General features: G+C 41.6%; 13 protein-coding genes. 1 reads left to right on the top strand and 12 read right to left on the bottom strand.

The annotated features are described in order from the left end of the window. Positions 1–3 precede the first annotated feature (3 nt). The 7 genes from plsX to DXA60_RS04035 form a co-directional block, all read right to left on the bottom strand. Complete coding sequence (plsX, locus tag DXA60_RS04005; protein WP_117919740.1) at positions 4–1,044, bottom strand: phosphate acyltransferase PlsX; 1,041 nt, start codon at positions 1,042–1,044, stop codon at positions 4–6. A gap of 100 nt (positions 1,045–1,144) precedes the next feature. Beyond that, positions 1,145–1,867, bottom strand: coding sequence for a YesL family protein (locus DXA60_RS04010; RefSeq protein ID WP_117919742.1), 723 nt, complete (start codon positions 1,865–1,867; stop codon positions 1,145–1,147). Between the two features lie 97 nt (positions 1,868–1,964). Continuing rightward, positions 1,965–3,026 carry a DNA/RNA non-specific endonuclease gene (locus DXA60_RS04015; RefSeq protein WP_334294385.1) on the bottom strand — a complete coding sequence of 354 codons (1,062 nt, stop codon included), beginning with the start codon at positions 3,024–3,026 and terminating at the stop codon, positions 1,965–1,967. Positions 3,027–3,342: 316 nt separating this feature from the next. Then, the gene (locus DXA60_RS04020) at positions 3,343–3,765 is read right to left on the bottom strand and encodes a ribonuclease Z (RefSeq protein ID WP_117919883.1); all 423 of its coding nucleotides are present in this window, start codon (positions 3,763–3,765) and stop codon (positions 3,343–3,345) included. A gap of 100 nt (positions 3,766–3,865) precedes the next feature. After that, a complete protein-coding gene (rpmF, locus tag DXA60_RS04025; RefSeq protein WP_006858546.1) occupies positions 3,866–4,045 on the bottom strand; it encodes a 50S ribosomal protein L32 in 180 nt (59 codons plus the stop codon). Between the two features lie 4 nt (positions 4,046–4,049). Beyond that, a complete protein-coding gene (locus DXA60_RS04030) occupies positions 4,050–4,574 on the bottom strand; it encodes a YceD family protein (protein WP_199536182.1) in 525 nt (174 codons plus the stop codon). Between the two features lie 162 nt (positions 4,575–4,736). Continuing rightward, positions 4,737–5,927 carry an acetate kinase gene (locus DXA60_RS04035; protein WP_117919744.1) on the bottom strand — a complete coding sequence of 397 codons (1,191 nt, stop codon included), beginning with the start codon at positions 5,925–5,927 and terminating at the stop codon, positions 4,737–4,739. A gap of 299 nt (positions 5,928–6,226) precedes the next feature. Here DXA60_RS04035 and DXA60_RS04040 point away from each other — a divergent pair, with 299 nt between their 5' ends. Then, the gene (locus DXA60_RS04040) at positions 6,227–7,588 is read left to right on the top strand and encodes a tRNA(Met) cytidine acetate ligase (protein WP_117919746.1); all 1,362 of its coding nucleotides are present in this window, start codon (positions 6,227–6,229) and stop codon (positions 7,586–7,588) included. Here DXA60_RS04040 and DXA60_RS04045 read toward each other — a convergent pair whose 3' ends face one another. The 5 genes from DXA60_RS04045 to DXA60_RS04065 all read right to left on the bottom strand — a co-directional run bounded on the left by DXA60_RS04045 (position 7,589) and on the right by DXA60_RS04065 (position 12,656). Next, complete coding sequence (locus DXA60_RS04045; RefSeq protein ID WP_117919748.1) at positions 7,589–8,767, bottom strand: phosphoribosylaminoimidazolecarboxamide formyltransferase; 1,179 nt, start codon at positions 8,765–8,767, stop codon at positions 7,589–7,591. A gap of 10 nt (positions 8,768–8,777) precedes the next feature. Further along, entirely contained in the window at positions 8,778–9,491 is a 714-nt protein-coding gene (locus DXA60_RS04050; RefSeq protein ID WP_117919750.1) for an IMP cyclohydrolase, read from the bottom strand. A 112-nt stretch (positions 9,492–9,603) separates the two neighbouring features. Then, positions 9,604–10,797 carry a glycosyltransferase family protein gene (locus DXA60_RS04055; RefSeq protein ID WP_117919887.1) on the bottom strand — a complete coding sequence of 398 codons (1,194 nt, stop codon included), beginning with the start codon at positions 10,795–10,797 and terminating at the stop codon, positions 9,604–9,606. Between the two features lie 195 nt (positions 10,798–10,992). Continuing rightward, entirely contained in the window at positions 10,993–12,357 is a 1,365-nt protein-coding gene (locus DXA60_RS04060; RefSeq protein WP_117919752.1) for a PFL family protein, read from the bottom strand. Positions 12,358–12,371: 14 nt separating this feature from the next. Beyond that, positions 12,372–12,656: an ACT domain-containing protein gene (locus tag DXA60_RS04065; protein WP_117919754.1), complete on the bottom strand. Its 285-nt coding sequence runs from the start codon at positions 12,654–12,656 to the stop codon at positions 12,372–12,374. Positions 12,657–12,730: the final 74 nt, after the last annotated feature.

Below are 12,730 nucleotides of genomic sequence, written 5' to 3' on the forward strand. Positions count from 1 at the left end.
ACTTTACATTCCTTCCTGTTCCGTTGAACTTATAATATTTTTTCTGATTTTTCCGTTGATGTCCTGCTCTTTGAACGTCACACATTGAAAAATGGAATTGGTAATCTCAACTGCTTTCGCACTTCCATGAGTCTTTACCACAAGTCCATTCAGTCCTAATAAAGGAGCGCCGCCATACTGAGTTGCATCAAACGCTTTTAATGTTGACTTTAATGCCGGAAGTGCAAGTGCCGCACCGATTTTACTTCTTACGGTACTCATCATGCCTTTTTTTATTGCTCCGACAAGCGTTCCTGCCAACCCTTCATACAGCTTTAAAATTACATTTCCAACAAATGCCTCACAAACGATCACATCTGCCTCTCCATGCGGGATCTCACGAGCCTCAATACTGCCCACAAAATTAATATCCGTACATTCTTTCAAAAGCGGAAATGTCTCTTTTACCAGTGCATTTCCTTTTTCTTCCTCTGCACCGATATTAACGATCGCTACTCTCGGATTTTTGATTCCAAGTACATTCTCCATATAAATGGAACCCATCTTTGCAAACTGAACAAGATGTGATGCCCTTGCATCTACATTCGCCCCGCAGTCGATCAGAAGTGACACGCCCTTTTCTGTCGGAATAAGCGGTGCTAACGGTGGTCTCTCGATTCCTTTGATCCTGCCTACAATAACCTGTCCGCCGACTAATATGGCACCCGAACTTCCTGCCGATACAAATGCATCCGCTTCTTTTTGTTTTACCATATTCATTCCGACAACGATCGATGACTGTTTTTTCTTGCGGATCGCATTTACCGGCGGTTCTGCCGTCTCGATAACTTCCTCAGCATGTATAACCTCGATCTGCTCTGTCGGATAAGTGTATTTTTCAAGTTCCTTGCGGACCACATCCTCCTGTCCAACCAGAAGAATCTTAATATCCCTTCTCGCATTGACCGCATCCACAGCACCCTTTACAGGTTCGGCAGGAGCATAATCTCCACCCATTGCATCTAAGACAACTTTCGTAATCTCAAGTGATTGATTCTGCTGCATAATTACTTCTCCATTCTGATACGTTTAGGGCTCTCCCTTCACGTCTATATTGAAATATACTATAACTCTTTCTATAAATCAATATAAAAATCGCTTGTCATTAGTTATAAAATTCCTGATTTCTTTCATTTTCTGCTTCACGGTCTTCATCAGACATATAACGCTCAAACACACCTTCTAATATGTAATTAAGTAACAGTGTCGCTAAAGCCGGTGAAATAATGGCAACAACCGGCAAAAGGTATGTTCCGATGCAGCATGCAAGGAAAAACATCAGTGCCATAAATGTTTTTGGCAGATTACCGATCGCCATCAGTGCAGAATTTTTAAGGATCATTTTCGTTGTATTTTCAAAGCGCGCCATATATGGGAATACATACACTGCCCATGCAATGACCACAAGCATCAACACAAAGAAAACTACATAAAGCGCACCTGATTTTTCACCTGCTTTTGCAAACTGATACATAATGTAGCCATCGAGACCTACGAGAACAACTGCTGCTGCCACAATAAGCGTTACCAATGCTCCCTGCTTCATATTTGATCTAAAAGAATGCCAGAAAGAACTCCAAAGGTATCCTCTGCTGTGCCGGATCACCTTGTTTACTGCATAATAAAGTGCTGTTGTTGCAATTCCAGCCGGAACTGCCAGTACGATACACGGCAGTGCTAAAATGATCGCTTTTGTCACATATGCCACATAAATTCCAAATGCAAGCGGTATGCAGCATATCATCCACAACAGACTTAAACATACACAGTCGACACCCTTTCCAAGTGCCTGAAAAAACTTATTGTCCAGATTAAAAATATCTCCCATTGCCCTACTCCTTTGTTAAAACATTATTCTACCATTTTATTCTGTTGGCAACGATTATGCAACCGCTAATTTGTGAATTATTTGTTTACCCGGTTCTTTACCAGCACTTGCTGCATTTGCCCAGTCCCTGACTGATCGCCTGCGCCTCTGTGATCTGTGTTGCCTTATCAGGATTCATATTTCCGCAATTATTAATGCTGTGATACTTTGATCCTGTTGCAGATTTCCAGACCATTAATGTATCTGAGCCACCTGAACCTGATCCAGTGTCATTCTTTACACTTCCACTTGCATCTGATCCTGACGACATACTTTCATTTTCCGAACCTGTATTTCCGAAATCTGCAATACCATCACCTGCCGAAACAGTGCTCTTTTCTGTCTCAACAGATTCATCCGATGTAACAGCCGCTTTCTGCCCGGATGAATCCGTACTGTCACTCTGCACGGCTGCATCTGCCAAAAGACTGCTGTCACCGGTCGCATAATCGATTTCCACATACGGCTGTACATTATAACAATATACATTAAAAAGGATTCCTTCCCCTTTATCCTCCACAGATTCCGCTTCGATCTGCACTCCACTGGCAAGCAGATTATCACCCTCAAAAACAGGTGTCACACGGTACATCACATGGTTTCCGGTCTCTTTCACATAATCCGCCACCATATTTTCAAACGGCAGCATACCATCCACATTTAAGTAACGTGTACCCGTGATCAGATTCTTTGTATTCGCATTTTCACCCGAAAGCTGGTATCCGATCAGATGACAACGGTTATACAGATATTTTCCATCTACAACATCATATTTTACAGTATGCCATCCGGTAGGTTTTACTGCCCCGATATTTCCGCGTTCTTCCGTTGGCATCAGATCGGTTCCAATACATGCATACACGACACCACAACGGCCAAGATCGTCTAAGTCACTGTAATATTCATAAGATGATACTGATAGATCCGTTTCCCGGAAGTACGGTACATTGTCATTGATCTCAACATATGGTTTTCCGGAATAAGCCGGAATATCAGATGCTAAGATCGTTACCTCTGTTGATGGCTGAGTCTGCACCGCTATGGTCTGTTCTGTCTCAGTCTGTGTTTCACTTTCGGTTTCTGTTTCACTTTCAGTTTCTTCCGTTACAATTTCCGGAATTCCGGGTTCCTGTTTTTCCGTTTCCTGGATCTTAGCCTGTTTATTTACAGACTCTTCTATCGCCACCACGGATTCTGTTGACAATTCCGCAGTCTGACCGGCCGGGTTGCTCCCCGTAGGGATCATACTGCAAAATACGAAAAACAAAACACCCAACAGTACGGGTCTTAAAACTTTGCTTTTCGGAAGTTTTTTCCATATTTTTCTGACAGGTTTTACCGGCAATGATGCAATACCAAGCAGGAACATCAAAACAGCCCCTGGATGAAATCCATATACCGGCAGACATAACATGCAAAAAACTGCAAAAATCCAATTAAATATCTTCATGTTTCCACTCCTCTAACGTAATTTTTTTATGTGAACTCCCCTCAAATTCAGAAACAGATATCATTTTCCACTCATTCTGTAACATTGAAATATCCAGATATATATCTGCAGGATAACTTCTGTTCCATCTGAAAAGAAAAATTCTTTTTATCTTATTCTGATATTCTGTCAATGGAAGATTTTCCACAAAACAAAAATCAGAGTCTTCTGCTTTCTTCAAAAATTCATCATCCACTATAATATTATCCGGCAAAGGATCTTCAAATTGTCTGGCAGTATAATGATTGATCCAGAGTCTTTCCCCCTGTACTAATTCTATCAGGTGTTTTCTCAGCAGCTTATCCTGACTCTGCCTGCGCCTGTTAAACATCATTCCCATGTTATCATCTACAGCTACACATACATTCAATTTTTTCACTTCCTTATTTTGATCCAGATCACCCATAAAAACAAAAAGACCAAGAGGAAACTTACCGTTCCACCCTTGATCTTCCTGTATCCCGTAAGGATTAGTCCTGAGGGATGATTTCTTTTTTGTTGTAAGAGCCACAGTTTTTACATACTCTATGAGGCATCATTAACTCTCCACATTTGCTGCATTTTACTAATGCCGGAGCAGTCATTTTCCAGTTTGCTCTTCTTTTATCTCTTCTTCCTTTGGAAGATTTATTCTTTGGACAAATTGACATATTCTCACACCTCCTTAAATTTGTTAAAGACATCTTGGATTGCTGCCATTCTTGGATCCAGTTCTGTTCTCTGGCAGTTGCATTCCCCTTTGTTCAGGTTCATTCCGCACACTTTGCAAATTCCTTTGCAATCATCCCTGCACAGAACTTTCATCGGCCAGTTCACCAAAATCTCTCCATAGATAAGTCTATCTATATCCAGATTAAATCCAATCAGGTAGTCATTATCTTCCACATCTTCATCATGAACAACAGAATCTTCTAATTTGATATCCTTGTCAATCGAAAAGTGGATATCTGTCGGAACTTCCTCCAGACAACGGCTGCACGGAATCGATACACGCAGATCAACATCACCCTGGATAAGCAGCCGCTTGTTCTCCCGGTTTGCGATATGCAGTTCTATCGGTGCTGCACTGATAATAGGAAATCCCCCTAACTTTGATACAAAAGACGCAAGTTCGATCTGAACCTGTTTCGTTTCTTCCTTGTTCTCACAAGATAAAATGTCTGAAATATCTATAATCACGGCATTCTCCTATATCTTTTTTTGTGAATCAAACCTTTTATCTAGGCTTTTCACACCTAAATGATTATACATAGTGAAAACAGGTTTGTCAAGTATTTTTTCTTGACAACCCTGTTTTTTTATTTTTCATCGTCTATGAACCTCAAAGACCCGCTGTTTTGCCTATTTTACAAGTGCAACCGTCTCTCTTGCGATTGCAAGCTCCTCGTTGGTCGGGATCACACAGACTTTTACTTTGGAATCTGCTGTGGAGATCACTTTTTCCTCTCCGTGTACTTCGTTTGCCTGTGCATCTACTGTAATTCCAAGATATCCAAGATACTCAAGTACCTTTGCTCTGACGATCGTTGTATTTTCTCCGATACCTGCAGTAAATGCAATCGCATCCACACCATTCATTGCTGCCACATATGCACCGATATATTTTGCAACACGGTAGCAGAATACGTCGATAGCACCGATTGCAAGCTCATTTCCTTCATTGGCTGCAGCCTCAAGATCACGGAAATCACTTGATAATTTTGATAATCCCTGTACACCTGACTTTTTATTCAAAACATTCATGACACCTTCGATATCTAAGTTCTCTTTCTTTGCAATGAACTCCATGATTGCCGGATCAATATCGCCGGAACGTGTTCCCATAACAAGTCCCTCTAAAGGTGTAAGACCCATGGATGTATCTACACACTCACCATTTAATACGGCACTGATAGAAGCACCATTTCCAAGATGAGCCACAATGATCTTAGAATTTTTCAGATCCATTCCAAGGAATTCAGCAGTACGTTTTGATACAAAACTGTGGCTGGTTCCATGGAAGCCATATCTTCTTACTTTGTACTTTTCATAGTATTCGTATGGAAGACCATAAAGGAATGCTTTCTTTGGCATTGTCTGATGGAATGCTGTATCAAATACACCTACCATCGGCACGTCTGGCATCAGCTCTTTACATGCATCGATACCGATCAGGTTTGCCGGGTTGTGAAGCGGTGCAAGGTCATTACACTCTTCGATTGCTTTTAATACTTCTGGTGTTAAGACGGTAGAAGAAGCAAACTTCTCTCCACCATGTACCACACGGTGACCTACTGCATCGATTTCAGCAAGGCTCTTGATCGCACCAGTTTTCTCATTTACCAGTGCATCAAGTACCATCTGGATTGCCTGTTTGTGTGTCGGCATTGCTGCTTCTGTGATCTCTTTGTCTGATCCGGTCTTCTGGTATACCAGTCTACCGTCAATACCGATTCTCTCGCAAAGTCCTTTTGCTAATACTGCTTCACTGTCAGAATCGATAAGCTGATATTTCAGTGAAGAACTTCCGCAGTTTACTACTAAAACGTTCATATTTTCCTCCCATGCCCTGCCTGCTTTTTAACGGCAGCTTTCTTTTCTTAAATGATAAATGGGCAGTCCGACTGATACGAACCGCATATAATTTTAGTATACGCCTCTAACTCTGTTCGCACAAGGTATTTAAAGTGAGATTTTTTGTACAAAATGAAAAACAGGTTGACAGAATTTTAACGTTATTTTTTTAACAAATACCATTCTTTCACATTTGCGAAAAAAAACTGTATATGGTAGTCTTTAATCAGAATATTATTCACAAAAATGTTCTTTAATTTTTTTGAATGGAGAACCTTATGAAAGTTATCGGAATCATTGCAGAATATAACCCTTTCCACAACGGACATGCCTACCAGATCGCCAGACTGAAACAAAAAACAAATGCCGACTTTGTCATCGTCGCCATGAGCGGTGACTTTGTCCAGCGTGGTGCCCCTGCCATTGTCGATAAATACTGCAGGACCAAAATGGCTCTCTCATGCGGCGTAGATCTTGTCATAGAGCTTCCGACCGTCTGGTCAGTCTCCTCTGCAGAAGATTTTGCCATGGCAGGCGTTACCCTTTTCGATAAAATGAACTGTATTGATGGAATCTGTTTTGGAGCAGAGTCTGACAACCTTCCTTTGCTTAAGATCATTGCAGATATTCTCGCAGAGGAACCGGATACTTATAAATCTGCACTTGCTTACTATTTAAAAAAAGGTATGACATTTCCATCTGCACGGGCTGCTGCACTGACAGATTATTTTAAGAATAACCTCCAAATTTTTTATTCTTGTACAGAAGAGATTTCTTCTATTGTAAATTATTCCATAGAGTCACTTATTTCCACATTAAGTACTCCAAATAATATCCTTGCGATCGAATATCTAAAGGCTCTGAAACGCCGCAATTCTGTCATGACTCCGATCCTGATCCCACGTGCCGGCAGCGGATATCATGACACTGCCATACATGCTCCTTCCGGAAAATTATACTTTTCCGAAGATGAGCAGCACTCCCAGCCAACAGCATCGGCTTCTGCGATCCGGACTGCAATTTCTGATTTTATGACAGCAGATAAGTCACCGGTTTCCCTTTGTGAAATTGCCATTTCCATGCCAGAACCTGCTTTTACGTTGTTTCAAAATGAGATTCTATCCGGCAGTTTTCTTAACGCAGATGATTTTTCATCGATTCTCGGTTACCGTATCTTGTCATGTAATAAAGAAGATCTGCTTGATATTTCTGACATGACACCGGAAATTGCAAACCGCATACTAAAAAATAAATATCAGTTTTCCTCTTTTACACAATTTAGTGAAAAAAACAAGAGCCGTGATATTACCTATACACGGATGAGCCGGATTCTTATGCATCTTCTCCTGCGGATAACTGACGCAGATGTAAAACGATATAAAGAAGCTGATTATATTCCTTACCTGCGCATACTCGGTTTTCGCAAAGATTCTGCTGATCTGCTCTCTGTTTTGAAAAAAAACGTAACTGTGCCTGTCATATCAAAACTTTCCAAATCCCTGCACACTTTTGACGGCACCGCAAAATACATGTTAGAGCAGGATATTTTTGCTGCAGAACTCTATGAACAGCAAAAAGCAGGAAAAACAAAAGATTGTTTTTCCTGCCCTGAATGCAGTAAGCAGATTATCCGCATCTGATCAATGATGGAACAGACGGATTCCGGTAAATGCCATTGCCATATTGTATTTGTTACATGTCTCGATAACATTGTCATCACGGATAGATCCACCCGGCTGTGCCACATATGCCACACCGCTTCTATGTGCACGCTCGATGTTATCTCCAAATGGGAAGAATGCGTCTGAACCAAGTGAAACATTCGTATTTTTATCTAACCAGGCGCGTTTTTCTTCTGCGGTAAATACCTCCGGTTTTACTTTAAAGATATTTTCCCATGCACCGTCAGCTAAAACATCCATATAATCCTCGCCGATATAAAGATCGATCGCATTGTCTCTGTCGGCACGTCCGATCTTATCGAGGAACTGAAGTCCCAATACTTTCGGAGACTGACGCAGCCACCAGTTGTCAGCTTTCTGTCCTGCAAGTCTGGTACAGTGGATACGTGACTGCTGTCCCGCACCGATACCGATTGCCTGTCCGTCTTTGACATAACATACGGAGTTGGACTGTGTGTATTTCAAAGTGATCATAGCGATTGCAAGATCTCTTTTTGCAGCATCCGGGATTTCTTTATTTTCAGTTACCACATTGTCAAAAAAGTGCTCATCGATCACTAATTCATTTCTTCCCTGTTCAAAGGTAATACCAAATACTTCTTTGTGCTCGACCTTTGCCGGCACATAATCCGGATCGATCTGAATTACATTATAATTGCCTTTTTTCTTTGCCTTTAAGATCTCTAATGCCTCATCTGTATAGCCTGGTGCGATCACACCATCAGAAACTTCTCTTTTGATGATCATTGCGGTCGCCTTATCACAGACATCCGATAAAGAAATAAAATCACCAAAAGAAGACATACGGTCTGCACCTCTTGCTCTTGCATATGCATTTGCCAGCGGAGTAAACTCCATATCCATATCATCTACCCAGTAGATCTTACGTTCCACATCACTGAGTGGAAGTCCCACTGCTGCACCAGCCGGTGATACATGTTTAAAAGATGTAGCTGCCGGAAGTCCGGTTGCCTTTTTTAACTCACTGACTAACTGCCAGCCGTTAAATGCATCTAAAAAGTTGATATAACCTGGTTTTCCGTTTAATACCTGGATTGGCAGCTCACCATTTTCCATATAGATTCTGGATGGTTTCTGATTTGGGTTACAGCCATATTTTAATTCTAATTCTTTCATGGGTTCTCCTTTACTTATTTTTATTTATGATTCTGCTCTCATATTTTCCGGTCTCAATATCAATATAGCGGACAAATAAAGAAACCTTGTTATCCTCATTGAGATTTTCCCATACAAATGATGTAAATGTATCAATATCACCCTCGATCGCAACCGGTGTCGGCTCTCCCTCAAAACTTGGAAGCGGATTACCGTCCCCCATATAAGTATGGATAAAATGTGCTTCACCTGCTGTGGGATTCTCATATGCAAATGTATAGCGGTTGCAGGAGGATGGATCCCCGTTGTTGCTCTTTAAAATAGACATCGCATAGTTGAATTTACCGTTTTCAATATGCATGATACCGGAAATTCTAGGTGTATAATTTGGTGCATCCGGCTCAAATTCTCTTGTGCGCAGTGCCTGTTCAAAAGTCTGCTGCTTATCCATCAGTTCATAGATCGTATCTGTCTGATCTCCGTTTGTCACGATCGTTTTATTGCCAAGCACACGGACAGGCGCATAGATGATCAGGCTCGGATCTGTCAGTTTAGAAGGATCAAACGCCTGTGTACGGATACCCTCGCCATCCTCAACAAACACACGGTTACGGCTGTTCTCGCTTCTGCCCATAATAAAATAAGCTGTAATAGCGTGTTTTCCGTCTGCAGATTTTCCGATAATGATTCCTCTTCCAGGATAGGAATTGCCTGAAAGTTCATTCTTTAATGACATTTTCTCCATGATATCCTCCAATTCTTGCGCTGTTTTGCTCTTTTTATTTATCTTATCATTTTGATCCTGTTTTTACAATTATTAGCGTCATGAATTTATTTACTTAATTTTATAAGTTATATTAATATATTATATGAAATATTATTTCATTCGCCCGTTGTCTCCATGTATGTTCCCGGACAGCTTTCCCATATCCTCTTTCTGCAATTTCCATACACGCGTCCGGTTTTTGCAAAAGCTCATTTACAAGCTCCGGCAGTTCTTCTCTTTTTTCCAGCGAATAATAAACCAGATCTTTTTTATCTGTAAAATTTTCCTTTAGATACCTGCTGTCATCAGTCAGTGAAAGTGTATGCTGTAACATCGCTGTAAATACCCGGTCATGTGCTCCGTCTTTAAACCAGGGCATGATGTTCAACGAAATCTTAGCATCCGCTATCGCCTCTGCGCAGGTCACAGAATCCACCTCGCTGCCATTTTTTATAATGTAATCCTGATTTTCGCAGTCAAGTTTCTCCCAGTTTGCTCCAAATACATGCACTGGGATTTTATGCTCTGCAAGGCATTTTATGATCTGCCCCCGAAAATAACTCCGCATACATATATCAATAAAAACCATTCCCGCAAACGCTGCACGAAGCTCCTCTTCCGGCACTTCTCCTAAATCCCTTCTGATATGTGTCTCTAACATCTGATCGACCGATACCGCAGGATGCACTTTCATATCTTCCATGATCTCATAATAAAACGTCCGGTACTCTACGCCCTGTCTGTCGATTTCCCGGTAAAGGTGTTCCACCGGCGTATAGTTTCCGGTAAAAACAATATCATATTTCCGATTCTGATACGGTATATTTTTAAGTTCCCATTTTTTTCCGTTCTGTTTTTTAATGCAGTTTCCCGCCAATGGCAGAAAATCCACCTGCAATGCCGGATAAAACCGCTTCATATATATCACATGCTCCCTGTCAATACAAAAGATCCGCATATCAGACACCGGAGGTCCTGCCAGTTTCGAATGATAATATAACGGATGATCCACCAGAATATTGATGCATGCTATCCCATGATTTTCCCAGATATAATGTCCGTTTTCCTCAATAAAAATCTCTTCCCCGGAAAGTCCTATAAAGTTGAACGTACAAAGCCATGTTTCCCCGGCTTTTACAAACCGGCTGATACCATCCACTGTATTTACCAGATCATCGTAATCCACAAAATAAGTATCATAACCCAGCTCCTGAAATGCTGCTGCTAACTGTTCCGAGAAATATCCTAACGTTTCTACCGCGTTTTTTATAAAAATTATTTTCATACTTTTATACTTCCACCTCTTTTTCATTCACAGGATACAATTTCCCATGAATCAAAAAATCCTGCCCCGGACAGGTATTTTTGCATCGTATGCTAATCCCTGACGCAGAGCAGGCTCTATATTACAATCCTGATCGCAATTTAATCTTATTTACTTTTCTCACGCCTGTGAACGATCCCATTCATTTTTTTAAGATCAGTTTTTAAAGCTGTGGATCGGTGCCGGGATTCTTCCGGTACGGTTGATAAAGTCATCACAGGAATATTTATTAACCGGCATGATCGGCGCATAACCAAACAGACCACCGAACTCTACCGTATCGCCAACACCTTTGCCGATTACCGGGATCAGACGTGCCGCTGTTGTTTTCTGGTTTACCATACCAAGAGCCATCTCATCTGCGATCATACCGGAGATCGTAGTTGCCTTTGTATCACCTGGAATGGCAATCATATCAAGTCCTACTGAGCAGACACAGGTCATTGCCTCTAATTTTTCCAGAGTGATCGCACCTGCCTGTACGGAATCGATCATTCCCTGATCCTCACTGACAGGGATAAAAGCACCACTTAAGCCGCCGACATAAGACGATGCCATGACACCACCCTTTTTAACCTGATCATTTAACATGGCGAGTGCCGCGGTTGTACCAGGTGCACCGGCATATTCCAGACCGATCTCACAGAGAATATCTGCAACGGAATCACCGATTGCCGGAGTTGGTGCAAGGGAAAGGTCAATGATACCAAACGGAATCGAGAGACGTCTGGATGCCTCCTGCGCAACCAACTGTCCGACTCTTGTTACCTTAAACGCTGTCTTTTTGATCGTTTCACAGAGTACTTCAAAATTCTCGCCACGTACCTTTTCAAGTGCTGTCTTTACAACACCCGGTCCGCTGACTCCGACATTAATCACTGCGTCCGCCTCTGTCACACCATGAAAAGCTCCTGCCATAAATGGATTGTCATCCGGTGCATTGCAGAATACGACCAGTTTCATGCAGTCCACAGAATCACGGTCTTTTGAACGCTCAGCAACTTCCAGTAAAATCTCTCCCATCAGACGCACTGCATCCATATTGATACCAGTCTTTGTGGAAGCAAGGTTTACGGAACTGCAGACACGATTCGTCCGGCAGAGTGCCATCGGGATGGAACGTATCAGCATCTCATCCGCTTTTGTCATGCCTTTTGACACCAGTGCAGAATATCCGCCGATCAGATCAGCACCGATTGCTTCCGCTGCACGATCCATGGTATCTGCGATCGTCGCAAAATCTTCCGGTGTCTTGCAGGCTGCTCCACCGATCAGTGCGATCGGAGTAACAGAAATACGCTTATTAACAATCGGTATACCATATTCTGCCTCGATCTCCCCTGCAACTTTTGCAAGATCTTTTGCAACGGATGTGATACGGTTATAAATATTTTCATTTAATTTTTTCAGATCAGAATCAATGCATGAAAGCAGGCTGATACCGATCGTAATGGTGCGGACATCAAGATTTTCGTGTTCCACCATGTTGTTGGTCTCGTTTACTTCAAATATATTAATCATTGCTGCTTTCCTCTCTAAATACGATGCATTTTTTCAAAAATCTCAGCTTTCTGGCACTTGATGGATACACCGATCTGTTCACCAATCCCGTCAAGATCTTTCTGACAATCCACAAATGATCTGGTGGATCTGTTCATGTCAACGATCATCATCATATTGAAATATCCGGAAACGATCGTCTGTGAAATATCAAGTACATTCACACCATTCTCGGAAAGATAAGTACATACTTTTGCAATGATACCAACGGTATCCTTACCCACTACTGTAATAATTGTCTTGTCTGCTGTGTTCTCCATCTCTGCTCTCCTCACTTTTCTGCTTTACTAAATCAGTGCAAATATTATGGATAATCATATCATATGTGATTTAT

Origin of the sequence: Roseburia sp. OF03-24 (assembly GCF_003463035.1) — a bacterium.
Taxonomy (GTDB): domain Bacteria; phylum Bacillota; class Clostridia; order Lachnospirales; family Lachnospiraceae; genus Roseburia; species Roseburia rectibacter.

Bases quoted from the DNA above. Each gene is read 5' to 3' on its own strand.
- plsX (WP_117919740.1), bottom strand. From the start codon at position 1,044: ATGCAGCAGAATCAATCACTTGAGATTACGAAAGTTGTCTTAGATGCA.
- DXA60_RS04010 (WP_117919742.1), bottom strand. From the start codon at position 1,867: ATGGGAGATATTTTTAATCTGGACAATAAGTTTTTTCAGGCACTTGGA.
- rpmF (WP_006858546.1), bottom strand. From the start codon at position 4,045: ATGTCAATTTGTCCAAAGAATAAATCTTCCAAAGGAAGAAGAGATAAA.
- DXA60_RS04035 (WP_117919744.1), bottom strand. From the start codon at position 5,927: ATGAACGTTTTAGTAGTAAACTGCGGAAGTTCTTCACTGAAATATCAG.
- DXA60_RS04040 (WP_117919746.1), top strand. From the start codon at position 6,227: ATGAAAGTTATCGGAATCATTGCAGAATATAACCCTTTCCACAACGGA.
- DXA60_RS04045 (WP_117919748.1), bottom strand. From the start codon at position 8,767: ATGAAAGAATTAGAATTAAAATATGGCTGTAACCCAAATCAGAAACCA.
- DXA60_RS04050 (WP_117919750.1), bottom strand. From the start codon at position 9,491: ATGGAGAAAATGTCATTAAAGAATGAACTTTCAGGCAATTCCTATCCT.
- DXA60_RS04055 (WP_117919887.1), bottom strand. From the start codon at position 10,797: ATGAAAATAATTTTTATAAAAAACGCGGTAGAAACGTTAGGATATTTC.
- DXA60_RS04060 (WP_117919752.1), bottom strand. From the start codon at position 12,357: ATGATTAATATATTTGAAGTAAACGAGACCAACAACATGGTGGAACAC.
- DXA60_RS04065 (WP_117919754.1), bottom strand. From the start codon at position 12,656: ATGGAGAACACAGCAGACAAGACAATTATTACAGTAGTGGGTAAGGAT.